This window comes from Staphylococcus sp. GDX7P312P (genome assembly GCF_008385775.1).
Lineage (GTDB): Bacteria > Bacillota > Bacilli > Staphylococcales > Staphylococcaceae > Staphylococcus > Staphylococcus haemolyticus.
The window spans coordinates 126,139-152,481 of the sequence record NZ_VUKI01000024.1 but is presented as its reverse complement, the minus strand read 5'-3'; the positions used below and the strand labels follow the sequence as shown (position 1 = coordinate 152,481).

Genomic DNA, 26,343 nt, shown 5'->3' with positions numbered 1-26,343 from the left:
AATAACCGGGACACAGTTCTCTCAAAAATAGCCAGTAAATGAGTCTTGATAAATTCATTCACTGGCTTGTTTATTTATAATCATCTATATTTTAAAATTCATAACGTAAACTGGTCGCCCTTCTAAAATTGCATCTCCAGTAATAGAATATTGGGCTTGCTTATATAATCCGATGGCTTTGTCGTTGTCAGTATTCACAGTTAATATTATTTCATTAATGTAAGGAAATGTTGACTTTATATAGCTTGGTAGTTGTTGAATCACTGCTTTTCCAAGACCTTGACCACGATATCGTGCATCCACACTAAATGAACGGAAAAATATAGCTTTATTATTGTCACTATATGGTTTAACACCCTGACCTTCATGTAAAGTAAAGAAGCCCACACATTGATTATCTCTCATAACAAGAGTCGGGTGACGCTCGTCGTCTCCTTTAGCTAAATCAATATTATGGATAGGTGTCCGAGTGAATTTTCTATCTTCTGGTAATATTTCAAATACATCTAATAATGGTTGATCTTGATTTGAATATGGTCGAATTTCCATTATGCCCCTACTTTCTCTCTGAAAATGTTTCAATCCACTTTATAACAGCGGGTGCTATTAACGTTGTATCAGATTTATCGAACCAACGTATATCAGTAATTTCATTATCAATTTCAACGTTATTCCAGTCAATTTCTTGTTGAAGTTTAAATCCATTCAGTTCTGTTAGCATGTTCGTTTGCGGGTATGCATCGCCTATGACCGTTCCAATATATGTGAAATCCTCTTGTGGAAACTCTAATTGTAGTTCTTCTTTTACTTCCCTTTGTATCGCTTCTAATTGCGTTTCACCTTCATCAATTTTACCACCCGGGAAATAATACTTCTCTCTATTTCTTACTTGCACTAATAAGATTTGGTTCTCTGTTTCCTCCACTAAACAAACACACTTTATCATATGATCACACCTTTTTAACGAAATGTTTTGTACTTCAAAAATATATGTTATTTTAGTATGATGTTAACATATAATAATATACTAAATGATTATTTGATGACATTTAGATATTTCGGAGGGTATTATTCATGGCAAAAAAATCAAAATTAACGCGCGTTTCAAATTTAGTTAGTACAGCAGGCTTTATCGTAGATGGTTATAACGGTATTAAATTCGACGCGAAAAATAAAAATCTAGTTTATTTATCTTTAGGCCTAAGCACTGTAGGCACACTTTTAGATTTCGTAGTATCAATGAGATCTCCTTACAAATTCCGTAAGCTAACGTCATTCGTATCATTCATTATTAATGTTACACGTTTAGCTTCAAGCTTTAGAAAAGTTAAAGAAGACTATAATTTCCAATAATATAAAAGACTGAGACAGAATCCTTATTAAATTCGTCTTCCAATCCATACAAGTATGACTAGAGTTGAGAAAAATTCAATTTAAGTGTATTCTCAATTCAGTCAACTACTGTGAATTTGCTACATAGCCCAAATCATTATTTTGTTTCAAACTTTTTTAATGAATACCTTTATAATTACGCACTTGGTACGCAAAGATTGATACTGATTATGCAATGATACAAAAAATTTGTTTCATTTTATAAATTATTTAAAATGAAAGTAGGGATTCGATATGGATATAAATACAATGATTATTATATTTATTTTGGTTGTATTTATAGTTTATGGTGTCGCTTATTATTTATTGAGAAAGTTAGATAAAAAAACAAAGATAAGTATCCAGAAAAATTTGACGGTAAGTTATGTGCAATTGATATCCCAGGTGATGGAGAATATCTTTGCAAAAGATATTGGATCTGGCAAGTTGAAAAAAGAAAATTTTTAGAAAAAAAACTAAAGGAAGAACAGAGAGCAAGAAATTTATCAGGTGCTATATATTCTAGAAGAGCAACAAAACGAAGTAGAGGACATGTAGGTGAAAAAGGTCGGATTATGTCACTAAGAGAGCTTTATATCAAAGTTCATTAAATTATCAAGGAGAATTTTATCTAAAATCAATAATTTAATTTAATAATTGTTTTAAAAGGTTTAAATCAAATAATAGTAGGAATGATAAATTGTAACGCAATTTACATTGAAGATAATTTAAATAAACAAAGAAGGACGATTTCTATAGTAATTTAATAGAAGTTGTCCTTCTTCGTTTATACAAAATTTTTACATCTCGAATCTCTAAGTCGTATAGATAAATTAATGAATAAATTTATAATTGCGTACTTGATAAGCAGGGATTGTACGATATGTTAAAATACCTGGACTCGCACTAAAGTTCATTTCTGAAACTAAAATACTACCATTGCTATTAACACGTTCTACAAATGCTACATGACCATAATAACCGGCATCTGATTGTGCAATTGAACCTACTGTTGGGTTACCATCAATACGATACCCATCTCTAGCTGCAGCATTATCCCAGTTATTGGCATTCCACCAATAAGTACTAATACCTTTTCCAATAGCAGCACGACGATTAAACACATGCCATGTACATTGTCCCCAATCATATAAATTTCTATGATTAAATACTGGTGATGAATAATACGTTGATTGTGCTGAACGCGTTGAGTAAGTGTTTGAAGAAGCTGAACCACTAACTCTTAATTTTTGACCAGGATAAATAAAGAAATTATTTAATCCATTTAATCTCATAATATGTTGATATGTTGTACCATATCGGCTAGCAATAGATGACAGTGAATCCCCATAACGTACTGTATAAGTACTTGATGAACCACCACTATTTGAATTATAACTTGAGTGTGAATTTGAACTTACAGACCCAGATACTTTTAATTGTTGACCAGGGAAAATTAAAAAGCTATTTAAGCCATTTAAATTCATAATATGACGATATGTTGTACCATATCGACTAGCGATAGATGATAAACTATCCCCTGCTCTAACAGTATATGTACTACTTGAATTACCGTAATTTGAACGACTTGAATAATTAGAAGATCCTGAAACTTTTAATACTTGGTTTGGAAAAATAAGATTTGATGATAAGCCATTTAATGATTTTAATTTAGATACAGTGATACCATAATGGTGTGAAATAGACCATAAAGATTCACCACTTCGAACTGTGTGCGTTGTTGATGCTTCAGCTTGATGAGCAAATAATGTACTAAGTGCTCCTGTCCCTAATACTGCTGTTGCTAGAATTTTTTTATTCATACAAAGCGCCTCCTTAATCTTATGCTTGTTCATTGGGTTACTCACCACTTACTTCTAGTTGTACTAGACACTTATCTGTATTAAATCTTTATTACATACTTCTTTCTTTTATCCGTTCAAGTAGTGTACTTATACTAAATTAATACAATTTAGCATGATATTCCATTTCAATTTGATTACATATCTATGAATTTTTTGTACACTACTTTTAAATTTTAAATAATATGCATAGAAATATAATTTACTTTTCATAAGTGTATAACACATTCTCAACTATTGAGATTTAACTTTTATTAAAAATTAAGAGGGTAGAACAAAATTGATTGTTCCACCCCCATATGACTGATTCTAACTGAGAAAAGATATCTTCTATCCTCAGTCAGTTAATTCTAACTATAATGTAGAATTAAAATATTATTTTTGTCTTAACTCATTTGATTTAGTTCAAAGTATCAATGGCTTGTTTTAAGTCTTCAACTAAATCATCTGTATCTTCAATACCGATTGATAAACGTACGAGTCCATCAGTGATACCTTCTTTAGCACGGACATCAGCAGGGATAGATGCATGTGTCATTAAAGCAGGTACTGAAATTAAACTTTCAACTGCACCTAAACTTTCAGCTAATGTGAAGTAGTTTGTTTCACGAATAAGTTGTTTTGCTGCTTCAGTATCTTTTACTTCAAACGCTACGACACCAGTGTGACCGCTAGCTTGAGAAGCATGAATATCATGATTTAAATGGTCTTTAATACTTGGATGGAAGACTTGTTGAACTGATGGATGGTTTTGTAACATTTCAACAATAGCTTCAACATTACGATTAATTTGTTCCATACGTAGTCCTAATGTTTTAATACCACGAACTAATAAATAACTATCTTGTGGTCCAAGAACACCACCTGTAGAATTTGAAATAAAGGCTAAACGTTCACCAAGTTCGTCATCTGCAGTTGCAACCAAACCAGCTACAACATCACTATGACCACCAATGTATTTAGTAGCTGAGTGTAATACAATATCAATGCCGAAATCTAATGGATTTTGATAATAAGGTGTCATAAATGTATTATCTACTACTGAAATTAAATTATTTTCTTTTGCAATTTCTGCTGTACGTTTAATATCTGTTACACGTAATAATGGATTTGATGGTGTTTCTACATATAACATTTTAGTTTCTGGTTTAATATAGTCTTTGACATTTTCAATATGAGTTGTATCTACGAAATCAACATCGATGCCATAACGTGTAAATACTTTAGTTAAGGCACGATAAGTTCCACCATACACATCAGAATTTAAAATAAGATGATCACCTTTATCTAACAACATGATGACTGCACTGATAGCCGCCATACCTGAGCCAAAAGCAAAACCATGTTTACCATTTTCTAAATTAGCAATAACACTTTCAATCGCTGTACGTGTTGGGTTAGCTGTACGAGAGTACTCGTATCCTTGTCTTAAGTCACCAATCTCGTCTTGTAAATACGTACTTGTTTGGTAAATAGGTGTCGTAACTGCACCTGTAAAGTCATCTGTTGTATGTCCACCATGAATCATTTGTGTTTTTTTCTTCATCATTATTCTCCTTTGTATTCAAATATTTTTTTCGACATATAACGATCGCTTCCATCTGGAAAAATGGTTACAATAACGCCCTTATCGATTTGATTTTTAATGTCTAAAGCACCTTGTAAAGCAGCGCCTGATGAGCTACCTACTAATAATCCTTCTTGTTGTGCTAAACGTTTAACATTGTCAAAGCCATCTTTATCACTTACTGTAATAATTTGATCTACTAAACTTCGTTCCAAAAAGATGGGCCATTTTTCTGAACCAATACCTTCAATATCATGTGAATGTGCTTCGCCACCATTTAATATTGAGCCTTCTGGTTCAACAATCACATTCTTTACATTATATTGTTTAAGATGTTGTGCAACGCCTGTAAACGTACCTCCTGAACCCACGCCAGCAACAAAGTAGTCTATGTTTGGCAAAGTATCAGTCAGTTGCATACCTAACGTATGCGTATATGCCACTGGATTATGTTCCGTTTCAAATTGGTTCATATATACTGCACCGTATTCTTTGGCGTAGCTTCTTGCTTTAGTTTGCGCACCAATCATGCCTTCATCTTTAGGCGTACGTTTAATATCTGCGCCTAATGCACGCATAATTGATATTTTTTCTTCAGAAAAGCCCTCTGGCGCAAAAATAACACATTTTAAATGATACCGATTAGCAGCAATTATAAGTCCTATTCCAGTATTTCCTGCTGTAGCTTCAACAATCGTGTCCCCCGAAGAAACTCGACCTTCATTTATGGCTGTTTCAACAAGGTATTTACCTAGTCTATCTTTCACACTACCACCTGGATTGAATTGCTCTAATTTAGCATAAATCTGAACGTTCTCATCGCTAAAACTTTCCAGTAATACGAGTGGTGTTTGTCCTATTAAGTCAAATGCAATCATATTAATTATCTAAAGCGCTCTTACTCGCTTTGACTCAACCTACCTTCTGTTTATAGTATTCATCAATCCCAAATTTTGTTTGTAATCCTTACTCAATCACTATGAATTATACGATAATCTTTAGATTTATGCAAAACTGCGAATTTTAAACTTTTCCATGTAATGATACATGTATATAAGAACTCAATAACTATCGTTCAACTTAATACTCGTGTTACGATAATATCGATGCAAACGCAATAATTGATTATACGTATTACTAATACTTAAAGGAGAATCGTAATGACATCAAAAGCCGATTTATCTCTATCTGTGTTTACTAATGAACACTATAAAAGCAAAAAATATACCAATAGTACCTTTAGAAACGCTATGTACGACGATTTAGAAATTAATAAGAGTTATTTTAAAAACTGTGACTTTTCTGAGGGCATATTTAAAATTGTTCATACCGTGTCTAACACTAAATTAATTAATTGTGACTTTAGCAGTAGTATTTTTGTAAACATTAATTTCTTTAAAACGTTAATGAGTAAAGTAAACTACAGTGTAACTACATTCGATGATAGTCAATTCAACGCACTAACTATAGAACAGAGTTCTTTCAAAGACTGTAGCTTACGCAACGTCACTTTCAGCGATGTTGTTTTAAAGAAAGTCGTATTTGAAAATGTCGCATTAGATTTATGTAACCTTGACAATGTTAAAATTAAAGATTGTGTTTTTAAAAATGTTTCAATCAACAATTCAGCAATTTCTGAGAAAGTGATGAAAGAATTACGCAAACAAGACGTTCGTTTTGAAAACATGTAATCCTACTGTTTCCACATTTATATCATTTCCAACTTATCCCTTTTTAATATCAAAACTGATATGTTTTAGATGTAGTGTTAAAAGGAATAAAGAATTAAAGTATCTTAAGGGGGAATGATTGATGTCTACACATGAAAATGATCACTATGAAGCGTTTGAATCGAGTCAACTTAACCGTGAAGATTTAATGGATTTAAGCGAGTTAAGACAACAAGTTGACGCATTTAAAACAAATAATAATGATTCAGAATTAAAAGAACATATTGCTTCAGAATTAATTAAGTGGAAAGAGTATGTACGAGATCAATATAGACCAGAAGATCCAGCTGAACAGTCAAGATTGTCTAATATTGCTGATAAAGTTCAAGGTGATATAGACTCAGCTTTTGAATATAACGATGGCTCAAAAATATTTGCTTTTTTAGAGGCTTCTTATCAAAGAAGTAAAGAAGATTTAGTGTACGGTCGTACGTTAATCCTTTTTTCTGAAAAAGATACAATAAAAAGAGCACTTTCGTTCTTTGACTCTGATGAGGAAAACCATAAACTTGCTGACTTTATTGTTTCTAAAAATATTGAAATTGGTAAAGAAATCATGTCTGAAGATTATTTAGAGTTATTAGAAATTGAACGAGATTATATAAATGCTCGTTTCAAGTAGTAAAAAAGGTTAGCCACATATGTGTGACTAACCTTTTTATATTGTATGATCTTTAGAATAATTGAACGATGAACACGAGTATAATAACGACTGGCATGACGTATTTAATTAAAAAATACCATGGCGCAAAGAATTTAAACTTGTCGCGACCGAAACTTTCTTTTAAAGCTTCTTTATCTAATAATTGCCCTACTACTAATGTTGTCCCAAGTGCGCCTAAAGGCATTAATATATTTGAAACTATGAAATCCATATTATCAAAAATAGTTCCCGCACCAAATTTAACAGCACTTAAACTACTAAATGATAGCGTAGCTGGAATACTAATAATTAATACCAATATACTTGCGATAAATGCTACAGATTTACGCTTAGAATTATCATTTTTAGTGAAATTAGATACGTTTAATTCTAATAGCGAAATAGAAGAAGTTAATGCAGCAAATAAGAATAAGATTAAGAATATGAAATAAAACATAACGCCAAAGCCCATTTGACTAAATACTAATGGTAAAACTTTGAATAATAGTCCTGGCCCCTCCTGAGGTTCATATCCAAACGTTTTTAAAGCTGGGAATATGGCTAAACCAGCTAATACAGATACTAAAATATTCATAATGACTATTGAAATTGCTGATGACTTTATTGTCATTTCTTTTGGCGCATAACTTGCATAAGTAATCATCCCAGTTGTTCCCAATGATAACGTAAAGAATGACTGACCTAACGCAAATAGAATACCTTCCATTGAAATATCTTCTATACGTGGCTGTAGAATATAACGCACGCCGTCTATCGCGCCGTCTAAAGTTAAAGATTTGACTACCACGATAATTAAAAAGATAAATAATAGCGGCATCATTACTTTAGAAGCTTTCTCTAACCCTTTTTCAACGCCTAACATGACGATAATCATTGTTAAAAAGATAAAAATCCCCTGACCAAGAACCGTTAGCCACGGATTACTGATAATTGCTTCAAAATTAATGTTTGTTAGTGTCGTTTTCTCAATGGATAACATTTGTAAAATGACATTACCAATATATATAATGATCCATCCACCTATAACACTATAAAATCCGAATAATATAAATACTGCTAAATTACCATTCCACCCAATAATATTTAGCCATTTCTTACCAGTTAACTTGCTATATATTTGAGTAGTGTAAGTACGTCCCATCTTACCTACTGTAAATTCCATAATTAATAGCGGTAACCCTACAAATATAGTAAATATTAAGAATAAAAGTAAAAAAGCCCCACCACCATAAATGCCTGCCATGTACGGAAACTTCCACATTGCTCCTAGTCCTATTGCCGATCCCGCACTGGCTAAAATAAATCCAGTTGATGTCTTCCATTGTGACTCTTTGCTCAATTCATCCACTCCCTTTAACGCGTTAAAGCGTTTATGCACTTAAGTAATACTTTAACACGTCTTGCTTATAAGTGCAATATACATAGATTTTTTATTTTTTTATCTTTATAGTAAAATTCAACTAATAGTGATGGCCTAAGGGGGAATATAATGAGTTTACTTCATGAAAGAATTAAAGCTAATTATTGGAAAGGCGTAGAAGCTGTAGGGGGCCACATTGTATTTGAGGATGATGGATTTAGATTTACTCCTCACTCATTTAACATTCAAGCTGATTCAGTCTTCGTACCTTATCAACATATTCAAGAAATTTTGAAAGTTAATACTTTGTTCGTTGTCCCAAATGGTGTCAAAATAATTGATAAGGATAAAAATGTTCATAAAATAGTTGTTAATCAACGAGGAAAAATCATTGAATTTCTAAACGAAATGAAGTGATGCGTATTGCGCATGATGATATTCATTGTCTTATACTTAGTTAAACTAAATTATCTATAGGAGTACAATATTTAAATTTATAGATCAAGTCGTTGTACATTTTGTAGCATAAAAAAGAGCCTGGGACAGAAATCAATGTTCAGGCTAAAATTACATATTGGCAGTAGTTGACTGAATTAAAAATGCATTCTTAACAAGCTTTTTAATTCTAGTCAACATTGCCTGGCAGGCAAAGCCCCAGCAAAGAGAATTTCTAAAAAAAATTCTCTTTGCTGGGGGTACAACGAAATAAATTTTGGAAAATATTATTTCTGTTCTGCTCCCTCTATTTACATTAGTCACGCTAATAATTAAATTAATTATTAAAGTCGTACATTACGTTTTGTCCCTCAGTAACTTCTTGAATACTCAAACTTTCAATATGATCAACATTGATATAATGAGTTTGTTGGCCATCTTTTAAAAATAAATAAGCAAGTTCATCAAATTCATCAATAAGACGTTGAATACATGCATCTTTATCAGGACCATTTTGAAAAGTTTTAAATTCAGTATAATTTTTTCCAGATGTTGTTATATAAGTTAGTAAAAATGTACGTTTCATCACATTCGCTCCACTCAATTAGTCATGAAAAATTCTGCAATTTGTGTTTCTACTTTATCACTGCCTTCACCATGCGTCATGAGATGCTTGCATAAAGGATGACTTGTTAAATCTTTATCTTCACTATTAATGTGCTCATAAATATAATGTGCACTATCTTGATATGATTGTTCATCTTTTTCTCCATAAAGAATTCTCGCTGGTGTCTTGATATCGCCTAAATGAGCAGTAATATTGGAAATGAAATCTTTGAATACACGAACACTTGGGCGATAGTCTTCTATATGATTAAACTGTGCCTGTGAAGCATCACTATCTAAATTCATTAACTCATTCATACGCTGACCATAGCGTTCCATACGCCATACTATACCAGCTTCTTCTTTTTCACTTGGTGCTGACATAACCGCAATTTTCGCTACGTCTACCGTTTCAGCCAATTTCAATGTGAATAATCCGCCCAATGATACCCCTGTTGCATAAATGGTTTCATACCCTTCATCTTTCAAGTATTCATAACCATTTAAGACATCATTCCACCAATCGTGAACAGTATATTGCGTAAACTGATCTAGTGGTAATCCATGTCCTTTATAATTAGGTGCGTAACATGTATAACCCTCTTGATTAAGTTTTTGTGCTAAGGGTTTCACATCACGAATCGTTCCAGTAAATGAATGAAGCAATAAAACCGCTTCTTTACGTGTCCCCTTTAAATTAATTGGGCGTGGTGATTTTACTTTCATTCTTACTCTCTCCTTATTCTAAAATTAGTATATTATAATACTGCGCGTAGTCTTAAAATCTTCAAATCATTCAACCCACTCGCAAAATTCCAGATGAATACGTTGTGCAAGTAACTTTCCTTGCTCATAACCAGCATTGCCAATTTTTAGTATGTTATTGGGATTATAAATGTTATCTCCAATTTCAGCTCTACTCTTACTATCTGGACTAATTACTAAAACATGACTATGCTCGCTTAATAATTTCGCATCATCAAATGCACCTGGTATCATACCTAAACCATCTGCTATCGGCGCTAAAATAATAATACTGTCTGCACCTTTAGCTAACATAGCATTTGTCGGAGAAACCATACCTCCATCAATCCAATCACGGTTGTTCAAACGTATATATGGCCAAATGCCAGGTACTGCACCGCTCGCTGTCACGGCTTCCTCAAGTGTTACGTTGCTATGTGAATGAAATGTAGAGACTTCTCCTGTCTTAGCATTCATAGCAGTAATTTCTAAATTATCATGCCACCCTACATCACCTAAACGTTGACGAATGGCTTGTTTACGTTTAGTTAAATCAACACGTGAAGGTCGCGTATATACAATATCACCCATCATTTGACCTACTTTAGTCGCATCATCACGTCCTACGATAAATGCATTCTGCCATAACCGATAAATATCTGAAGAAAGCGTCGCATGATCACTATCATCTCTTCGTTCATTTAGCTCATAGTAATATGTACGCATATCATAACCGTTAGCTAGTACTGCACCTACAAACGAACCTGCAGATGTGCCTATGATTCTATCTGCTAACTCTAAACCTACACCACTTTCAATCAATCCAGCTAATACGCCAGATTCCCAAGCAATTCCTGTAATTCCGCCTCCGCCAAGAACTAAAGTACGTTCCTTATCTTTTGACATTGCCATCTCCCCTTTGTAAAAAAGATATTGAACTATTTATTATTAGGCTTATTACGTAAATTAAGATAAAACAATGGTAATATCATTAAAAACAATGCTACCCAAATGATACCAAGTGTAACGCCTCCAACTACATCTGTAATATAATGCGCATGAAAATATAGTCGGCAACACAGCACACCTATCCAAATGATAATAGTGATAATATTGGCTATTATCCTTATTGCTTTGAGTTTTATTAAAGGAATTAAAATAATTAACAATATTAAAGCAAGTAACGTACTTGCATTAGAATGCCCACTTGGAAATGAATATCCGTGGTCTCGCATCAAATGATTAAATGGACGTTGTCTCTCGATGAGTTGTTTAATTAAATAATTTAATAACGTACCACTCGTTATAGTTAAAACCATCCAAATCGATAATTTATAATTTTTAAACAATAAAACAATTGCTAAAAATAGTGTGATATAGATAACTGACTTTACTTCTCCTATCTCAGCACAAAAAGTCATGAAATTATGCCAAATACCATCGCCGTATTTACGTTCCGGCTCACCAAAATAATCTGTCAGCCAATGTAAAGAACCTATATCGATATTTTGAACCAATAATGTATCGTGAATTACATTTATTGCAACAACGACAAAAATAATTAACCCGATCATGAACATAGGCACCGTCATCTTAGGTGAAATTCCACTTATTTGTTTATTCATACGCTCACCAGTCCCTAATTTCATTATTTTCAAAAATAATTAAACATGTATTTTACTTATTAAAAGTCATTTAAATGTTTAATTTGTTGTCCCTCCTGATCAAAATTAGATGGTTCAAGCCAGTGTTCAAATCTTGCTTTTACATCTGGCCACTCACTATCCAACAATGAGAACCAAGCAGTATCACGATTACGACCTTTACAAATATTAGATTGTCTAAATAATCCTTCATATGTAAATCCAAATCGTTGTGCAGCATGTTTGGAAGGTGCATTTAAGTTATCACATTTCCATTCATATCGTCTGTAGCCTAACGTTTCGAACACATATTTCGCTAACAAATATTGAGTTTCTGTAGCCACACGTGTTTTCTTTAACGTTTTAGAGTAGATAATATTGCCTACTTCTATAGACCCTTGTTCTGGATATATACGCATTAATGCTAGAATACCTAAAGGTTTTTGTTGCACATTATCTAAAATCGTAAAGAAATATTTATCTTTACTATCAATAAGTTGTTTAATGTATTGTTCAAATTTGGTCTTAGAATCAAAAGGGCCCTCATAAAGATACGTCCAAATGCGTCTCGTTTCAACATCACATAGAACGTCATATAAATCATTTATGTGTTCAATACTCAGCTTTGTTAACCTTCCATAACTGCCCTCTAGCGTTTGTGCATCAGGAAAAGACGGCGTCACAAAGTCATCTAATGCTTCTCCAATTGGTTGCTTAAACTCATTTATGCGCATCACGTTCAACTCCTAGATTCTCTTTGTGTAAATTGTACACTAATCCAATAAAATAATCTCTTAATTAGAAATATTTAAATATAAATGGATAATTCATTAATTAAAACGTTTATACGTAAAAGCACCCTACAAAGTCAGCATAATAATCTAACTTTTAGGGTGCCTCTTTAAAATTGTATTAACATTAACGACATTGAGTTTAAAGTTGCTTTTCCAAATTAGTATCTAGTTTAAATACAATCACTCGTTCGCCTGTAATCGTACTTAAATCACTATGGAAACTACTCACACTGACGCCAGTAATATCTAAGATTAATTGCATCAAATCATCTTGTCCTGACTCCACAAGTTCCGACCGCGTACGTTTAATGTTAAGTAAACCTTCTTGTGTCTTGCATACTCGATATTCTGCAGGAGTTAATACGCCTTGTAAGTTGACGATAATCATATCGCGTAGTATATCAGTTTTTACTGAAAGTGATCCACGTCCGAGAAAATCCTTTTCCCATTGTGTAATTGCCTTACTAATCTCTGCCTCATAAGCACCTTTAGATTTAGCCATGATTAATCATTTGTCTCCTATTAATTGATTAACCTTATTTTATCACTTTTTCCGAAAAAACCGAACTCTCTACCAGTCTTTCCAACTACCATTTTCATCAATACTAGCCAAACGTACCCATTGATTATCAACTTTCTGTTTGAATTTAATATTATTCTCAAGTAAGTCTTTAATATATTGATCTGGCGCTTGGATAACAACTAACAATCGAATTGGAGAATGATAAATTTTGTTATCTGCAGCCATAACCGATTGCCAAGGTAACCCAGCCAATAAGTCACTTGAATTACCTTGCATGACGCCAACACCAGATGTTACTGATTGGGTAGTCTTATTTCCGCTTCCATAAAAATGTGGTGCAACAGTCGACGCGTAATATTGTAGATTAATCCACTGTGCTACTAAAGCTGGACCCGAAATAATTGTATTTAATAATTGCCCATCAGTGTCTTTCTTCCAATCATAATTATGTAAGAAAGCTCGTCCTTCTAAATTGGTACCTGCAGTAATATTACGCTGACCAATAATAAATTCTGCATTACGAGCTAAGCCCCATTCTGGACGGATTTCACTCCAGTCATTCGCAAAGCGATGCGCTTCTGCAACCGGGTCTTTCAAATTATCTTGATCTAAGCCAGGAAGATTAGCGAGACGTTCCGAATTCGCTTTATAACTTATACGTGGCATAGCTTCATTTAACATATCCAATGCATTTTGAGCTTCCTTAGTTAATTCTGGCATATAAATAAATTCTAATTCATCGATAGACGTCTTATGCTCTGCAGCGACAAAGACGGTTGAGTCAGGAATCACTATATCCTCATTTTTTAAAGCTTCACGTACATGTGGTAAATTACACATCATTGCCAATAGCTTAGCATTGAATCCACTTGACGCGCCTCCACAAGCGCCACATTCTAACGAAGCATGATAAGGGTTGTTATTAGACACACTTCCATGACCGCCTAATACAATTAAAGGTGCAAAGTTTGTCGTTAAATCCATCAACTGTAGTGCCTGTCTAGTGAAAGCAACTTGTTCTTCTTCTGTAAATCCTATTGGTAAATCACTATAAATTTCATGCTCACGATCTATTGTTAATTTAGCTTCGGGTTTCTTCAACCAATTCTTCGTAAAATTACGAACAAAGTGGCCTGTCTTCTTCGGCATTAATGTACTCGCTATCGTATTTAAGCTTAAAAATGGTCCGCTTAATTCTGGTAAGAGTAAACTCGGTAAGACATTATGTTTCATCAATTTGAATGTATAAAACATGGATGTAACCGAATGTTGTTGTTGGTTATACGTGTTTAAATCATGGCGATCGGCATACTCTTTAATGGCATAAGCTGGTGGTACCATGACAGGTAATGAATTATGCGTAAATTGTTCATCTAACACTTCTTTTCTAATTGGAAGACCAAAGAATCCTGCAATACCTATCGTCTCAAACGGTCCTTCACTCTCTAAGTGACGACGAAAAGGCTCTGAACGCACATCAATGCAAAAAGCTAATTGGACTTGAGTTGCTTGCTCTACTGGTTTAACAGATTTATCATAAATCGCTTCGACTAACTCACGTTCATGTGTTTCTTCCCACGCTTCAAGCCATAATTTTTTGAAATAGAGTGGGTTAAAATCGTGAGCAAACCTCAAATGTTCCAGTTGGTCTTCTATAGACATTGAGGCCCAATCATCAATTGACATTTCTCCATAATATAACCATTTACTTACAAGCTCTTTGATTCGTCTTTCAACATTTAAGACTGCCGGACGGCTCATTTTTTCAGTATCTAGTAAAATACACTCCATCGTTAATCTTATAGCAAGATACTGTGTTAACAAATCCGCTTCATGTTCATGTTGTTCAGCACGGTAGTACATCATGCCTGCCCAACCTGGTAATGATAGGAAATGACCTGTTAAATATGATTCACGTTCATCTTCAGCTATATCTAAATGATTTAATGCCATGATTAAAGCCTCTCTATAATCTTGAGGCAATGTCTTAATCATTTTACGTTGTGTTTTAGTAAGCATTGGATCATGCTGTGCTAAATGTAGCCAAGAAATATAGAATCCTTCTTCTCTTTTAGGCATAGTCCAACTTGATTGGAAATTATCTAAATATAGTTTGGACCACTTAATAATATGTGTATTAAGTTCATCCATTAAAGATTCACCTTTAGCATTAAATGCATTCGCACTTTTTGATCGTGCATATTTAAAAGGCTCATTTTCAAATACACGTTTGAGCTTAGATACTTCAATCTTTAAGTATGCTTCTTTAGTAATTAGGTTTGTAGGCAAATCTTTGATGCGCATCGCATTTTTACAATAAATATCAATATGTGATTTTGGCACTGAAGTGTCGTAGTCTTTAATAGCTTGTTGTACTTCTGTTTCTACAAGTCTCTGGTCTATCTCTCCATTTTCTAAAGCAGTCATCACTGACGCATGACTTGGGTATAAATCTATATCACGAACATGTTTAAACCATTGAGCTACTTGATCAAACGTTTCATGTTCCATTTCTTCCCATGGATTACGTGCTGCAAAGATAGATATAGGAGATAGTGGTGTAATCACACGACGTGCCGATTTAACTGTTTCTTCTATGTTATGTTTAGTTATTGTCATGTTAGATTTCACCTCTTATAAATAATTCTTTAAGTAGTTCGGATGACTTTCAACCGATTTAAATTTTGCTTCTCCAATTTTTACAAGCCATAAATATACTTTAGCGAAAGCTGTTGATGAACGACGACGTGCTACCCAAATGCTAAAGATACTACCTAATACTAGAATGGCCACACAAATGATAACGCTAATTAATGGTGGATGTGGCGTTACCATATATACACTATTTAAAATATTAACAAATACTTCATGTGTCACAACATAAACGAGTGCCACAATGATAAGCATAGCAATACCAATTACTCTTCCCATCATACCTCTATTTAGTGCAACCATTTGATTCCATGATACAGATAATGACCATGCTAGGATAAAGGCGCTAATTAATGTGTAAGGTGTATGCGAACTTGTTAAAAAGAAGATAATAGCTATAACAACGGCTAATGTTCTTCCTAATACTGTCCAAGCATAAGAACGCTTAACATTTGGTGGTGTTGGAATATTGAATCGTTTAACTATTGACCCTGATTGTAAAAATAGCGTTGCTTTAAATACGCCATGTAAAATCAAGTGAATAATCGCAGCAGAATAAACACCCAAAGCACATTGCACAAGCATGAAACCCATTTGACTCATTGTTGAACCAACAAGTTGTCTTTTGTAGTCAACATGCACCAAACTAATTCCTGATCCAATAAGTACTGAAATACTTGAAATAATAAGTAATAACGTTAATGCAATATTATTATCAAATACTGGTGAAAAACGCGTTAAAATAATACCACCAGCATTTACAATACCAGCATGCATAATTGCAGATACGGGTGTTGGTGCTACAACAGACTCAATTAACCAACTTTGAAATGGATATTGTGCTGCTGGAATAATAACAGCAATAATAAGTAATAAATCTACAATTAATTTCAGTCCATAACTCATTGAAACATCGTAATCTTGTGATGGATCGATAACCCAATCGCCAGTACCGATGAAAAATACAACTACAGCTAATAATAAAGCAACCCATCCAATGATAAATGAACGCGCAGATACTTTTGCTGCTTCAGCCGGCACTTTCCAAGAACGGTTTAGTCGTATAAGTTGTGTTAGACAAAATAATGTTAGTCCCCAACAAATAACCATCAAGCGTAAATCATTACTTAACCAACCAATAGACGCAAATACTGTTGTAAATGTGTATAACGGGAAGTATTTACGATAATTACGATCGCCTAATAAGTAACGTGCAGAAAATTTTTGAATAATAAAACCTAAAGCTAATACAAAGGCACCTACTAACCAAGCTAGTTTATCTAGAGCAAAGATACCTATAACTTCTCTGCCATTAATAGTGATTAATCCAATTACTCCTACAATGACAGGTAATAGAAGTAAAGTTAAATGTAAACGTATGTATTTTACAGGAACCGATGGCATTAAAAAAATTAAGCCACTTAACACTGCAATGACAAGCGTTACGAAAAATAATGTTAGTAAAAAACCAGAACTTAACATTGCCGCTCCTCCATGTCTTCAATCTATTTAAACAAAAAGTTCCCTTATACTATTAACAATATAAGAAAAAACCTACAATAGTCTAGTTTTATCCTTAGGTATCAGATATTTACTAACTATTGTAGGTTTCTATGAGAACTCATTTACTTAATATGTATAAATGCTTTTTCAAGCTACCTAATATGTATCGTTGAACATATGCCTTATCCTTCAAATGAACAATGGATATTGAAAATCCTTGCACAAATGCTTGATAAACACCTATGTAAAAATCAGCGTAATACATACAATATATGAAAATATTGCTAAAAAGTCAATCTATTATAGTAATTGGAAGTTCTTTCATACATTTAATAACACGTTACACTTCAATCTTTCAGATAGGCATGATTTATCGTATTAAGTTGTCTGAAATCTAACGAATACGAAACGCTTTCATTGAGTTAGGAATTATCAAACACATCATCTCAAAGTCACGATATACTTTATTTAACATTTAATAAGGAGGTACTCAAAATGGGAATCATTTCTGGTATTATTGAACTTGTTAAATTCATCATCGACTTAACTAAAAAATAAGTCTCGCATTACGCACATAAACATTCCATATAAAAAAGAGTGAAATCAGATGATTTCACTCTTTTTTTGTGCCTATAAACAAAACGCTCAATCCCTATATATAAAGATTGAACGTCAGTGGATAAAATGAATTTATTTGTTTAACTATAAAGTAACATATTTTAACGGTCGTGCATGTAACAATTTTGTGAAAACGCTTAAAAATATTTCGAAAATTTTCTTCAAAGCTTAAATTAAGTTAATATTTAGTGAATTTTTCTTATTAAAGCTTCTATTTCACACAAATGCTACTAAAATTAGGGTAATAATAAAACAAGTAATAGAGACGTACATAAAAATACAATTTATAATTTACAAAAAAGGACTGATTTAAATTCATATACTATCCATAATACTCATTTTACTTGTAGCGATTGAATTTCTATTTATTATGTATTTAGAGACCATAGCAACAACATCCGATAGAACGAGCAAAGTCTTTGGTATTCCTATCAGTCAGCTCAATAATAAAAACATAAATACCCTTCTTAAGAACCAAGGAGTGTATAATGGCTTGATTGGTTTACTTCTAATTTATGGTCTTTTTTTCAGTAGTGCTCCTAAACAACTATGCATTCCAATTCTAATTTACACCATTATAGTAGCTATTTACGGTGGCTTAACGAGTCATATTAGTATTTTCCTTAAACAAGGAACCCTTCCGATTCTAGCTTTAATCTCTTTATTACTTTAGTTATCTACTAAACAAGCAAAGTTGGTGTCTGCTATGATAGAACATTTAAAAAAGAAAAATCGTAAAACTATAAAAGTATTAGGAAACATTTGGCTTAATGCAAATTTAGATACACATACCTTTATTGATAGTATTTACTGGATAGACAACTATAGTAATGTGCTTGATTCGCTTAAAGATGCCGATGTTTATGTGTATAAGGAAAATGAACAAATAGTTGCTTTCTGTGGCTTGATAGATAATTATATAGCCGGATTGTTTGTGAAAGAGGAATATCGTAATAAAGGTATAGGTCATGCCCTCATCAAACATTTACAATCAGAATACGATCATTTATCTTTAGAAGTATTTGAACAAAATAATAGAGCTGTTCATTTTTATGAAAGTTTAGGATTTATAAAAATGGAGTCCAGTGTTGATAAAACAAACCACACACAGTCACTAATGCAATGGAAGAAATAAGACAGTTTACAATTTAAGATGTATGATTGGATAATCCCTACCCTGTCCATCTTTTGCAGATTCATCATATTTTTTGAATCCATTTTTAAGGTAAAATGACAAGGCATTGGGATTATCTTTATTTACATCCACATATTGAACCTTATGCTCTTGAATTAAAGTTTGTAGTATTTCCGTGCCATAACCCAGTTTAAAGTATTTAGGATCTAAAAATAGCATTTCTAAATTAGCGTCATTAGTCCCAGAAAATCCAATGACATCATCACCATCAAACCATAAATATGCCTCAACATGCGGGAAGTATGTTGGGATTTCCTTTTTAAGTTCTACTCTATCTTTCTCTTTTAAAAAGTCATGTGTAGCAACGACAGAACGTTCCCAAATAGCTAATGCCTTAGGATAATCCTTTTCTTGAAGCTCGATTTTACTTAGTTTCATTTTATAACCTCACATAATAAAAAGGTTAGAAACCCTATCAAAAAGTGTTTCTAACCTATAATTATTTATTGTCCTCTATTCCCACTCAATCGTAAACTTTATTTTATATAATATCATATTCTTTCAAAAAAGGTTTATATCAGTAGTTATAACTGCTCAATAATCAAATTTATGTTCATACGTTTGCCCTTAGTTTCAAAAATATGCCCTTTTTTTGCCCTATGTTTTAAAATGAATTTAATTTTAAATATTATGCTATTTGCAATTCATTAAAACTAAAAAACCACATCAACTAAGATACGGTTAAAGTTAAAAAGATCTATATTTAACAAGTATTATTCTAATTAATTTTAAACTTATCGTCACAAGTACGTCTACCATCTATATGCAACGAAAGGCTATCTCTAATATCAGAACCTAAAGAATCTAACACAAAATCAATCCCTTCTGTTCTTGCTAATTTAGCAGCAGGCACAAAATCACTATCCCCAGCTATTAAAACAATTTTATCTACTTGATGTTTAAATGCTAATGAAGCAATGTCTAAACCTATTTTCATATCAACACCTTTTTGTTTCAATGATAAGGTGAAGTCTTTTTCTTCCAAATCGTTTAGCTCAATACTTCCGTTCAGTAATTTTTTTGTACTAGAGTATTTTAGATTATATTCAACTGAAGATTCACTTAATTCCCCTAATCTTAATGCAACTTTTCTCTTTTTACTTATTTCTTTGAAAAAATCTTCTGTCCATTTTTTAGTATCACTTTGAGCAAAATTTATATTTCTTTTCAATAAAGGGTGATAAACTTGTTTATCAATTGGAGGACAATCATAGTAAAAAATTCTATATAATTTATTATGTATTTCTTCTTTAAAATGTGTATCCTTTAAGTGTCTATTACAATATCTATATAATTCATTAGCTCTTTCTTTCGCCGTAACCTTACCATAAACTTTTGCACTTCTTTTTCTATAATACCCACCATCTACTAAAATGGCTACTCTTTCCATTTCATCACTCCTTTATATGACAAAAAAACCCATGATTTCGAAAGCCCCATATGGTGGGGTTCCTACTCTCATGGGTGGATTTACTAAATTATCTATGACTAGATATTATCACTGTCAAACTAATTTTTCAATAATTTTCTGCATTTCAAAAAAATAATATTCTTTACTCCTCAAATCTCCCTATATCATCAATATGGAAATCAGTATTAGGATATTGTGTTTACAACTCTTTTAAATCTCTGATTCTACCAATTAGTTAGCTATGATTTTACAATTAACATTTATTATTACCTTTAATAAAATATGATTAATTTAATCTTTTTCTATTAAATTGTAATATGAAATTAAATATATATGAAAGGACATCAAAACATGAAATTTAAAGTATTAGGAACTGCATTATTATCAGCGGTAGTGCTACTAACTGCATGCGGTCAAAACGATGACAACGCAAAGAAAGACGACAATAAAAAATCAGAAACTAAGTCTGATAAGAAATCGAATAATCCGAAGAGAGATAAAGAAGGGAATTCAAATAGCAATAACAAGAAAAACAAAAATAAGAAACAATCAAGTGATGATCGTCAACAAAAAGAGCAATCTAATAATCATTCACAAGAAAACGGTACACAGAATAATTTAAATCAGAAAAAACAACAAGAACAACAAGAACAACAAACACAACTACAAAATAATAACCAAAAAACTCAACAACAACCAGGTACTGATGCAGGTATGATTAACCCAAATGATACAAATAATGTTAATCAAGAAACTGACAAAGGTGCAAAATATCAACAAGACCAAACACCATACCAAAAAGAATACACTGATGACGGTCATGAAAAATATAATAATAATAATTCAAATTCAGAAGTTAACGAAGAACAAAGTAATTTAGATAATTTAAAAGAGAATGGTACTATATCACAATCTGAATATGATGAATGGTCTAAACAAATTAGAAATTAATAATATCACAGGGTGACTCGCTCACCACTTATACTAAGAAAGCTACCAATCACGGTAGCTTTTCTTATGTTTCTTCAAATCTTCCTATATCATCAATATGAAATGTAGCGTTAGGATATTGTTTACTTAACTTTTCTAAATCTCGCTCACCCTCTTCATCGTCTTGACCAATACTATCAATAAATATTGGTGTAGCCATTTTCACATCAACCGTATCGTAAATAAGCCTAACGCTATCTATTCGGATAAATAAATATCCTATTATCATTCAATTTTATAGATGGTACTATGCGTCTATCTACACCGTTTCTAGCAATCATTAAGTTAAACGGTAGTATTACTCCTAAACCTTTTTGTGTTTTACTCAACGTATGCCACACTGCACGCTCTTTATCATTCATAAGATAATCGTAATAGATGATTGAACATTTCTTTATCGCCATCGCTCTGTTATACATATCTTCAATGCTAATCATATTTAATTTATCGGCAGTATCACACATGGTTATCAGTCCTCATTGGTAGCTATATCATCAATAAACATAGGTACAACCATGTTCACATCTACTTTATCTGTAAATATACTATGGTAACGACCTAATAAATCACGTGCTTTTAAACGATCGCTAGGCTTAATAGGTACGTCTACCGTTTCCACATGCTCATTATACACAAGGTTCATGCGTCCAGTGTCTGGATTACGTTGGAATGTCCCTTTCTTAACCACAACCTCTTTAGTCTCTGTCTCGTCTCCAATAGCTGATTGTGTTAATAGATACAATATTTCTTTTGCAGATAAAATGGTATCGTCCATTATCTCATCTTTCTTACTTTTAATGTATTCGTCCACTTTCTCTTTGCGCAGCAACCTACTACCCGTTACATGTGCACTATTAGGGCTATATCCTGCCTTTATAGCGCTTTGCGTAACGTTGAGTGTCTTAATATACTCATTCGCAAAACGCTCTTGTTTGGGCGTTAATTTATCCATTTAACCACTCCTTATTTTCTATAATTTTATCTATTAATTGATTAGTAAGTTGATTAATTCTGTTCACAGATAATTCAAAAATTTGTGCTATATCTTTGCTGGATCGTCCACTACGCAAAAGTAAAAACAAAATCAATTCTCTTTGCGTACAAATACGGTCTACTAATGTCTCTAGCTCATTCATAAATATATGGTCATCTGCATTAATTGTTTGATATGAATATTCGTCTACATCATCATTTAACGTAAAGAAATCATCAGCAGAAACCTCTTTCTCAACATCATTCACGTAATTATGATAGTTTAATATAAATGTTTTAAGCGTCTCTTTATCACCAACAAACATAATCACACCACCATAGCTTGTTGCGGCTCACTAGCCTTTGTTAAAGGCTTACCATGACCCACGTTGAACAAATCTACCTGCAAACGTTCAATGAGCCTGTGTTCTTTTATACGTCCATGTGATTGCATGTATCTAACCACCTGCTGTTGTTCTTCTTTTGTATAGGTATTTAGCACCTGCTTTAATAAGGATAGACGTACCGATGAATCATTTTTAAATCGTTTCAAATCAGCTTTCTTTTCACAAATCCATATCACAAGTTTATCAACTGGATATGAGACAGAAATCACTCCCATAATATCGTCACATGTCGTTATCGAAGTGCTTAAGTGGTACATTTCGCTTATATGTGACTGGGCCAATTTAATTTTAGAATTGATATACTTTGGATTGTATTTGGTCAACAACTCATATTCTGAGATTTTTGTTTGTTGATATGGTGCACTAATATTTTCGTCCACAATGATACCCCCATTATATAGAATGAGCCTACCCAATAAAGGATAGGCATTTGAGTAATGTTTTATTGTCTATAAGCGTAGGCTTGCTTTCTTGCACCATCTTTTTTAGCTTTAGCATATTTTAATTGCTCGTTATATCTGTCTGCCAATGGTTTGATAACAACGTAACCGTCTTCATCTTTGTTAATGACTGAACCTCTGTTCTCCATACCGATTTGTCTTAAAATATTATATTGATATGCTAAATCGTTATATTCTTCATTATTTTCATACGGGTGTAAAACCATTCGTTTTAATTGTGTGAAAGTACCTGAAATTTGCCCTTGCTCATTTTCAGAAAAACGATTCTCATAAATATTTTGTAATAAACTTAATTCATATACACCTATCTCTTTAGGGTCAGCATTTCTGACATACTCAATGATTTCTGAGTTATCGTAAAAGGAAAATCGAGCTTTTAAATTTTGTCTATTAATTAATTCAGCTTGTGGGTTTGAAATATTTTCGGTTGTCGATTCCTTTTCGATTTCTTCTAATCTACTTTCAATATTCTTAATCTTATCACTAGCAAATTGCTTAAACTCATTTTCGATCTGTGTCACTTTTGGTTTTTGTTTCTCATCAATCGCATCTAATCTATAACCACGCTGATACATAATGAATGTTTCTTCTAAAAACTCATCTACTTTATCCAATAAATCTTTGTATTTTCGATCATTAAAAAGTACGTCGTAGGCACTTCCTGTTTTGGCTGCGTTTGTATTGTACATATATAAACCTCTTTCGTTTTAATTTTATAATTCGATACGTTTTAAAGCCTCATAGTGTCTCATACTACCGTCTGCTAACTTTTTAAGATTTTGCATTGCTTGGTGCTTTTCTTCATCAGTAGTGATGATATAGTACCCACGTTCGTGCTTTTTATAGCTGCACCCAATCGGGTAACCATAATAATCAATTAGCTTACTAATAGCATTTCTTAACCATCTTTCATTAGTTGAGTTGGATTCATACCCCATTAAGTTAAGTATCTTGGACTTAGTTATATACTTATCTTTTGAGTTTTGAATAGTATCATAAATCCTTAAATATTCGTTTGGTACCTTTGATATTTCTTTTTCAATTACTTTCACGGTTATAACCTCCATTTTTTCTCGCGATGGACGTTACACGTAATAAAAATGTAAAAAGGAGTAGTTTTTTTACTTTGAAACGAGAATTCTTACTACCCTTATTATACTAATTTTATCCCTAAAAAACAAACTTATGTTCTCTGTTTTGCTGATTTTAATTATTTCTTATCATCCAGATTAAACACTGATATAACAATATTAATAAAGATTTTCATACACTTTCACAAGCTCCCCTAATAAGAACAAACGTTCTATAAAAGAGCGTATTTTTGCCCTTTGTGAAACTTTGGACACTTAGCTTTTTTTAGTTTATTTTTTCTTCTAACCTTATTAAACCTTATCAATTTTTCTTAGTTACTTTTGTATAACCTTTGTATTTTTGCAAAGTCCAAATTTGGACCCTGCTAATTATTTCATATATATTAAAATCAATTTTATCCCCCTAAAAATTGGCATTATTTATGCATTAAAAAAAGCCATGCACCTACTAAGTGCATGACCTATAAATTTACGCTTTCACTCCATTGTAATAAGACTGTTTCAGTTCATTCAGTCGCTTAATCAATGCCTTACTATCATCTTCATTCGCCTTCTCATTCTGAATAAACTCAGTAATGACTTTCAAGCCCTCAACTAACTCTGGTGCTGGTTCATTAATTCCAGTAGCTAACTGATACAATGCCTCCATATTACCTATAACATCAGCATTACTAGATTGAACGCCCTCAAGTTCATCTATATTGAAATCTCTACTCATGTAGTCGAACATGTCACTATTATTACTTTCTGCGAACGTCTCAAGTCCATACATGAAATAATCATTATCAAACATAAAACCAGCCATCATATCGCTTATAGTGTCATGTGTGCCATCTGGTATTTCATAACCTGCATAATGCCCCTCAATACTTTCTATGAGCTTCTCAGTATGCTTTTCTGAGGCAATCTCAAAAGTTTTTCTCACTTCACAATCTTTTATTAATACATGAGCATACATTTTACCTTTACTTATTAGATACACAGTATTAAATGGATCATTGTATATCTTAAATGCAAAAGGTAATTTATAACTACTTTCACATAAGCCCGTAAAATATCTTAATAATGTTGCTGCTCTAGTTTCAAATTCATTTGCTATAATTTCAACGTTCATACTATACACGTTCCTTTCTTCTAATCATTAGATTTTCGTTAGCTTTTCCAACTTTACCGATACTTTCAAATTTATATCTTTCAAAATATTTTGTATTATTATCGCTTTCAGTCCATAAGCAAGACTCAAGATTGAGCTTTGTAGAAATTGCTAATACATCTTTTAGCAGCATCTTGCCATGTCCTTTTTTAAGTGAATTCAAATTATCTATTTCAATGATCCAACTAGTATTAAAATGTTGTTTAAATAACGGGTTCGGCTTTCTAATGTTAAATTTTATAAGTGCTTTGAAATCTTTAGTAATCAATAATATATCTCCACCATCACAATAGAGATAGCATTTCTTGGTTAGTTGAATGACTTCTTGTATAAAAGTTTGATGTATTCCAGTTGGATTTGCTAACAGACTTATAATCAAACCTTTGGCCATGTTTTCTTGTTCTTTCTTCACACGCTGCTGAAATTTATTATTATTTATAAACATCTTAAATTGTTGGTGTCCTATTTCTGTAATTGTTGTCATTTTTTACCTCCATATTGTATAAGTGGGGACTAGTACCCAATGCGTACCCGTTATTAATTATTGAGTGGGTACTCTTGAAATCGTTGATAGACAAGGGTTTAAGGTTG

34 protein-coding genes are annotated in these 26,343 nt (G+C 32.5%); 9 read left to right on the top strand and 25 right to left on the bottom strand.

Annotated features, from left to right (window positions below; genetic code table 11):
• Window positions 1–84: 84 nt before the first annotated feature.
• Window positions 85–549: a GNAT family N-acetyltransferase gene (locus tag F1592_RS08080; protein ID WP_053016840.1), complete on the bottom strand. Its 465-nt coding sequence runs from the start codon at window positions 547–549 to the stop codon at window positions 85–87.
• A 7-nt stretch (window positions 550–556) separates the two neighbouring features.
• Complete coding sequence (locus F1592_RS08075) at window positions 557–946, bottom strand: NUDIX hydrolase (protein WP_011276794.1); 390 nt, start codon at window positions 944–946, stop codon at window positions 557–559.
• Window positions 947–1,074: 128 nt separating this feature from the next.
• On the opposite strand from F1592_RS08075, the gene F1592_RS08070 reads away from it, so the two are divergent.
• Entirely contained in the window at window positions 1,075–1,353 is a 279-nt protein-coding gene (locus F1592_RS08070) for a hypothetical protein (protein WP_053016841.1), read from the top strand.
• A 273-nt stretch (window positions 1,354–1,626) separates the two neighbouring features.
• Window positions 1,627–1,839: a hypothetical protein gene (locus F1592_RS13770; RefSeq protein WP_223197226.1), complete on the top strand. Its 213-nt coding sequence runs from the start codon at window positions 1,627–1,629 to the stop codon at window positions 1,837–1,839.
• A 365-nt stretch (window positions 1,840–2,204) separates the two neighbouring features.
• Here F1592_RS13770 and F1592_RS08060 read toward each other — a convergent pair whose 3' ends face one another.
• From F1592_RS08060 to F1592_RS08050, 3 genes are all read right to left on the bottom strand, one after another.
• Complete coding sequence (locus F1592_RS08060; RefSeq protein WP_011276796.1) at window positions 2,205–3,194, bottom strand: LysM peptidoglycan-binding domain-containing protein; 990 nt, start codon at window positions 3,192–3,194, stop codon at window positions 2,205–2,207.
• 439 nt (window positions 3,195–3,633) lie between these two features.
• Window positions 3,634–4,779 carry a bifunctional cystathionine gamma-lyase/homocysteine desulfhydrase gene (locus tag F1592_RS08055; RefSeq protein ID WP_037538429.1) on the bottom strand — a complete coding sequence of 382 codons (1,146 nt, stop codon included), beginning with the start codon at window positions 4,777–4,779 and terminating at the stop codon, window positions 3,634–3,636.
• 2 nt (window positions 4,780–4,781) lie between these two features.
• Window positions 4,782–5,678 (bottom strand): PLP-dependent cysteine synthase family protein, encoded by an 897-nt coding sequence (locus F1592_RS08050; protein ID WP_053016843.1) that lies wholly within the window; start codon window positions 5,676–5,678, stop codon window positions 4,782–4,784.
• Between the two features lie 282 nt (window positions 5,679–5,960).
• Here F1592_RS08050 and F1592_RS08045 point away from each other — a divergent pair, with 282 nt between their 5' ends.
• Entirely contained in the window at window positions 5,961–6,491 is a 531-nt protein-coding gene (locus F1592_RS08045; RefSeq protein ID WP_053016844.1) for a pentapeptide repeat-containing protein, read from the top strand.
• Window positions 6,492–6,612: 121 nt separating this feature from the next.
• Window positions 6,613–7,152 (top strand): hypothetical protein, encoded by a 540-nt coding sequence (locus F1592_RS08040; protein WP_037538433.1) that lies wholly within the window; start codon window positions 6,613–6,615, stop codon window positions 7,150–7,152.
• Window positions 7,153–7,204: 52 nt separating this feature from the next.
• Here F1592_RS08040 and F1592_RS08035 read toward each other — a convergent pair whose 3' ends face one another.
• Entirely contained in the window at window positions 7,205–8,533 is a 1,329-nt protein-coding gene (locus F1592_RS08035) for a sodium-dependent transporter (protein ID WP_053016846.1), read from the bottom strand.
• A 150-nt stretch (window positions 8,534–8,683) separates the two neighbouring features.
• Here F1592_RS08035 and F1592_RS08030 point away from each other — a divergent pair, with 150 nt between their 5' ends.
• Window positions 8,684–8,971: a hypothetical protein gene (locus F1592_RS08030; protein WP_053016847.1), complete on the top strand. Its 288-nt coding sequence runs from the start codon at window positions 8,684–8,686 to the stop codon at window positions 8,969–8,971.
• Window positions 8,972–9,326: 355 nt separating this feature from the next.
• Here the strand turns inward: F1592_RS08030 and F1592_RS08025 are convergent, their stop codons facing one another.
• The 8 genes from F1592_RS08025 to F1592_RS07990 form a co-directional block, all read right to left on the bottom strand.
• Window positions 9,327–9,575: a hypothetical protein gene (locus F1592_RS08025; protein WP_053016848.1), complete on the bottom strand. Its 249-nt coding sequence runs from the start codon at window positions 9,573–9,575 to the stop codon at window positions 9,327–9,329.
• A gap of 14 nt (window positions 9,576–9,589) precedes the next feature.
• The gene (locus tag F1592_RS08020; protein WP_149809598.1) at window positions 9,590–10,321 is read right to left on the bottom strand and encodes an alpha/beta hydrolase; all 732 of its coding nucleotides are present in this window, start codon (window positions 10,319–10,321) and stop codon (window positions 9,590–9,592) included.
• A 66-nt stretch (window positions 10,322–10,387) separates the two neighbouring features.
• On the bottom strand, window positions 10,388–11,245 hold the full coding sequence (locus tag F1592_RS08015) for a patatin-like phospholipase family protein (RefSeq protein WP_149809599.1): 858 nt from the start codon (window positions 11,243–11,245) through the stop codon (window positions 10,388–10,390).
• 32 nt (window positions 11,246–11,277) lie between these two features.
• Window positions 11,278–11,964 carry a phosphatase PAP2 family protein gene (locus F1592_RS08010; RefSeq protein ID WP_053016851.1) on the bottom strand — a complete coding sequence of 229 codons (687 nt, stop codon included), beginning with the start codon at window positions 11,962–11,964 and terminating at the stop codon, window positions 11,278–11,280.
• Between the two features lie 59 nt (window positions 11,965–12,023).
• The gene (locus F1592_RS08005; protein WP_149809600.1) at window positions 12,024–12,716 is read right to left on the bottom strand and encodes a GNAT family N-acetyltransferase; all 693 of its coding nucleotides are present in this window, start codon (window positions 12,714–12,716) and stop codon (window positions 12,024–12,026) included.
• Between the two features lie 199 nt (window positions 12,717–12,915).
• Window positions 12,916–13,278: a Na-translocating system protein MpsC family protein gene (locus F1592_RS08000; RefSeq protein ID WP_011276808.1), complete on the bottom strand. Its 363-nt coding sequence runs from the start codon at window positions 13,276–13,278 to the stop codon at window positions 12,916–12,918.
• A gap of 69 nt (window positions 13,279–13,347) precedes the next feature.
• Window positions 13,348–15,918, bottom strand: a complete 2,571-nt coding sequence (locus F1592_RS07995; RefSeq protein ID WP_053016853.1) for a DUF2309 domain-containing protein — start codon at window positions 15,916–15,918, stop codon at window positions 13,348–13,350.
• Between the two features lie 15 nt (window positions 15,919–15,933).
• Window positions 15,934–17,433 carry an NADH dehydrogenase subunit 5 gene (locus F1592_RS07990; RefSeq protein WP_149809601.1) on the bottom strand — a complete coding sequence of 500 codons (1,500 nt, stop codon included), beginning with the start codon at window positions 17,431–17,433 and terminating at the stop codon, window positions 15,934–15,936.
• Window positions 17,434–17,949: 516 nt separating this feature from the next.
• Between F1592_RS07990 and F1592_RS14035 the strand changes: the two genes are divergently transcribed.
• The 3 genes from F1592_RS14035 to F1592_RS07975 all read left to right on the top strand — a co-directional run bounded on the left by F1592_RS14035 (window position 17,950) and on the right by F1592_RS07975 (window position 19,207).
• Window positions 17,950–18,012 carry an alpha family phenol-soluble modulin gene (locus tag F1592_RS14035; RefSeq protein WP_089046351.1) on the top strand — a complete coding sequence of 21 codons (63 nt, stop codon included), beginning with the start codon at window positions 17,950–17,952 and terminating at the stop codon, window positions 18,010–18,012.
• Window positions 18,013–18,385: 373 nt separating this feature from the next.
• The gene (locus tag F1592_RS07980; protein WP_037538457.1) at window positions 18,386–18,745 is read left to right on the top strand and encodes a DUF1304 domain-containing protein; all 360 of its coding nucleotides are present in this window, start codon (window positions 18,386–18,388) and stop codon (window positions 18,743–18,745) included.
• 33 nt (window positions 18,746–18,778) lie between these two features.
• The gene (locus F1592_RS07975; RefSeq protein WP_037538459.1) at window positions 18,779–19,207 is read left to right on the top strand and encodes a GNAT family N-acetyltransferase; all 429 of its coding nucleotides are present in this window, start codon (window positions 18,779–18,781) and stop codon (window positions 19,205–19,207) included.
• A 6-nt stretch (window positions 19,208–19,213) separates the two neighbouring features.
• On the opposite strand, the gene F1592_RS07970 is transcribed toward F1592_RS07975, so the two are convergent.
• On the bottom strand, window positions 19,214–19,645 hold the full coding sequence (locus F1592_RS07970; RefSeq protein WP_182477457.1) for a GNAT family N-acetyltransferase: 432 nt from the start codon (window positions 19,643–19,645) through the stop codon (window positions 19,214–19,216).
• 340 nt (window positions 19,646–19,985) lie between these two features.
• The gene (locus F1592_RS07965; RefSeq protein WP_149809602.1) at window positions 19,986–20,657 is read right to left on the bottom strand and encodes an NYN domain-containing protein; all 672 of its coding nucleotides are present in this window, start codon (window positions 20,655–20,657) and stop codon (window positions 19,986–19,988) included.
• Between the two features lie 372 nt (window positions 20,658–21,029).
• Between F1592_RS07965 and F1592_RS07960 the strand changes: the two genes are divergently transcribed.
• Window positions 21,030–21,629 (top strand): hypothetical protein, encoded by a 600-nt coding sequence (locus F1592_RS07960; protein ID WP_149809603.1) that lies wholly within the window; start codon window positions 21,030–21,032, stop codon window positions 21,627–21,629.
• Window positions 21,630–21,693: 64 nt separating this feature from the next.
• Here F1592_RS07960 and F1592_RS13935 read toward each other — a convergent pair whose 3' ends face one another.
• From F1592_RS13935 to F1592_RS07920, 9 genes are all read right to left on the bottom strand, one after another.
• Complete coding sequence (locus tag F1592_RS13935) at window positions 21,694–21,828, bottom strand: hypothetical protein (protein ID WP_262926631.1); 135 nt, start codon at window positions 21,826–21,828, stop codon at window positions 21,694–21,696.
• Between the two features lie 34 nt (window positions 21,829–21,862).
• Window positions 21,863–22,132 (bottom strand): hypothetical protein, encoded by a 270-nt coding sequence (locus F1592_RS07955; RefSeq protein ID WP_149809604.1) that lies wholly within the window; start codon window positions 22,130–22,132, stop codon window positions 21,863–21,865.
• A 5-nt stretch (window positions 22,133–22,137) separates the two neighbouring features.
• The gene (locus tag F1592_RS07950) at window positions 22,138–22,620 is read right to left on the bottom strand and encodes a terminase small subunit (RefSeq protein WP_149809605.1); all 483 of its coding nucleotides are present in this window, start codon (window positions 22,618–22,620) and stop codon (window positions 22,138–22,140) included.
• Complete coding sequence (locus tag F1592_RS07945) at window positions 22,613–22,966, bottom strand: helix-turn-helix transcriptional regulator (RefSeq protein WP_149809606.1); 354 nt, start codon at window positions 22,964–22,966, stop codon at window positions 22,613–22,615. The genes F1592_RS07950 and F1592_RS07945 overlap by 8 nt, the downstream gene beginning before the upstream one ends.
• A 2-nt stretch (window positions 22,967–22,968) precedes the next feature.
• A complete protein-coding gene (locus F1592_RS07940; RefSeq protein WP_149809607.1) occupies window positions 22,969–23,427 on the bottom strand; it encodes a pathogenicity island protein in 459 nt (152 codons plus the stop codon).
• 62 nt (window positions 23,428–23,489) lie between these two features.
• Window positions 23,490–24,197 (bottom strand): hypothetical protein, encoded by a 708-nt coding sequence (locus F1592_RS07935; RefSeq protein WP_149809608.1) that lies wholly within the window; start codon window positions 24,195–24,197, stop codon window positions 23,490–23,492.
• Window positions 24,198–24,221: 24 nt separating this feature from the next.
• Complete coding sequence (locus tag F1592_RS07930; RefSeq protein ID WP_149809609.1) at window positions 24,222–24,575, bottom strand: pathogenicity island protein; 354 nt, start codon at window positions 24,573–24,575, stop codon at window positions 24,222–24,224.
• A 493-nt stretch (window positions 24,576–25,068) separates the two neighbouring features.
• Window positions 25,069–25,713 (bottom strand): pathogenicity island protein, encoded by a 645-nt coding sequence (locus F1592_RS07925; protein ID WP_149809610.1) that lies wholly within the window; start codon window positions 25,711–25,713, stop codon window positions 25,069–25,071.
• 1 nt (window position 25,714) lies between these two features.
• Window positions 25,715–26,236, bottom strand: a complete 522-nt coding sequence (locus tag F1592_RS07920) for a hypothetical protein (RefSeq protein WP_149809611.1) — start codon at window positions 26,234–26,236, stop codon at window positions 25,715–25,717.
• Between the last annotated feature and the right edge of the window lie 107 nt (window positions 26,237–26,343).

Coding starts and splice junctions, on each gene's coding strand:
- F1592_RS08080 (WP_053016840.1), bottom strand. CDS start 549: ATGGAAATTCGACCATATTCAAATCAAGATCAACCATTATTAGATGTA.
- F1592_RS08075 (WP_011276794.1), bottom strand. CDS start 946: ATGATAAAGTGTGTTTGTTTAGTGGAGGAAACAGAGAACCAAATCTTA.
- F1592_RS08070 (WP_053016841.1), top strand. CDS start 1,075: ATGGCAAAAAAATCAAAATTAACGCGCGTTTCAAATTTAGTTAGTACA.
- F1592_RS13770 (WP_223197226.1), top strand. CDS start 1,627: ATGGATATAAATACAATGATTATTATATTTATTTTGGTTGTATTTATA.
- F1592_RS08060 (WP_011276796.1), bottom strand. CDS start 3,194: ATGAATAAAAAAATTCTAGCAACAGCAGTATTAGGGACAGGAGCACTT.
- F1592_RS08055 (WP_037538429.1), bottom strand. CDS start 4,779: ATGAAGAAAAAAACACAAATGATTCATGGTGGACATACAACAGATGAC.
- F1592_RS08050 (WP_053016843.1), bottom strand. CDS start 5,678: ATGATTGCATTTGACTTAATAGGACAAACACCACTCGTATTACTGGAA.
- F1592_RS08045 (WP_053016844.1), top strand. CDS start 5,961: ATGACATCAAAAGCCGATTTATCTCTATCTGTGTTTACTAATGAACAC.
- F1592_RS08040 (WP_037538433.1), top strand. CDS start 6,613: ATGTCTACACATGAAAATGATCACTATGAAGCGTTTGAATCGAGTCAA.
- F1592_RS08030 (WP_053016847.1), top strand. CDS start 8,684: ATGAGTTTACTTCATGAAAGAATTAAAGCTAATTATTGGAAAGGCGTA.
- F1592_RS08025 (WP_053016848.1), bottom strand. CDS start 9,575: ATGAAACGTACATTTTTACTAACTTATATAACAACATCTGGAAAAAAT.
- F1592_RS08020 (WP_149809598.1), bottom strand. CDS start 10,321: ATGAAAGTAAAATCACCACGCCCAATTAATTTAAAGGGGACACGTAAA.
- F1592_RS08015 (WP_149809599.1), bottom strand. CDS start 11,245: ATGTCAAAAGATAAGGAACGTACTTTAGTTCTTGGCGGAGGCGGAATT.
- F1592_RS08010 (WP_053016851.1), bottom strand. CDS start 11,964: ATGAATAAACAAATAAGTGGAATTTCACCTAAGATGACGGTGCCTATG.
- F1592_RS08005 (WP_149809600.1), bottom strand. CDS start 12,716: ATGCGCATAAATGAGTTTAAGCAACCAATTGGAGAAGCATTAGATGAC.
- F1592_RS08000 (WP_011276808.1), bottom strand. CDS start 13,278: ATGGCTAAATCTAAAGGTGCTTATGAGGCAGAGATTAGTAAGGCAATT.
- F1592_RS07995 (WP_053016853.1), bottom strand. CDS start 15,918: ATGACAATAACTAAACATAACATAGAAGAAACAGTTAAATCGGCACGT.
- F1592_RS07990 (WP_149809601.1), bottom strand. CDS start 17,433: ATGTTAAGTTCTGGTTTTTTACTAACATTATTTTTCGTAACGCTTGTC.
- F1592_RS07975 (WP_037538459.1), top strand. CDS start 18,779: ATGATAGAACATTTAAAAAAGAAAAATCGTAAAACTATAAAAGTATTA.
- F1592_RS07970 (WP_182477457.1), bottom strand. CDS start 19,645: ATGAAACTAAGTAAAATCGAGCTTCAAGAAAAGGATTATCCTAAGGCA.
- F1592_RS07965 (WP_149809602.1), bottom strand. CDS start 20,657: ATGGAAAGAGTAGCCATTTTAGTAGATGGTGGGTATTATAGAAAAAGA.
- F1592_RS07960 (WP_149809603.1), top strand. CDS start 21,030: ATGAAATTTAAAGTATTAGGAACTGCATTATTATCAGCGGTAGTGCTA.
- F1592_RS13935 (WP_262926631.1), bottom strand. CDS start 21,828: ATGGCTACACCAATATTTATTGATAGTATTGGTCAAGACGATGAAGAG.
- F1592_RS07955 (WP_149809604.1), bottom strand. CDS start 22,132: ATGTGTGATACTGCCGATAAATTAAATATGATTAGCATTGAAGATATG.
- F1592_RS07950 (WP_149809605.1), bottom strand. CDS start 22,620: ATGGATAAATTAACGCCCAAACAAGAGCGTTTTGCGAATGAGTATATT.
- F1592_RS07945 (WP_149809606.1), bottom strand. CDS start 22,966: ATGTTTGTTGGTGATAAAGAGACGCTTAAAACATTTATATTAAACTAT.
- F1592_RS07935 (WP_149809608.1), bottom strand. CDS start 24,197: ATGTACAATACAAACGCAGCCAAAACAGGAAGTGCCTACGACGTACTT.
- F1592_RS07930 (WP_149809609.1), bottom strand. CDS start 24,575: ATGGAGGTTATAACCGTGAAAGTAATTGAAAAAGAAATATCAAAGGTA.
- F1592_RS07925 (WP_149809610.1), bottom strand. CDS start 25,713: ATGAACGTTGAAATTATAGCAAATGAATTTGAAACTAGAGCAGCAACA.
- F1592_RS07920 (WP_149809611.1), bottom strand. CDS start 26,236: ATGACAACAATTACAGAAATAGGACACCAACAATTTAAGATGTTTATA.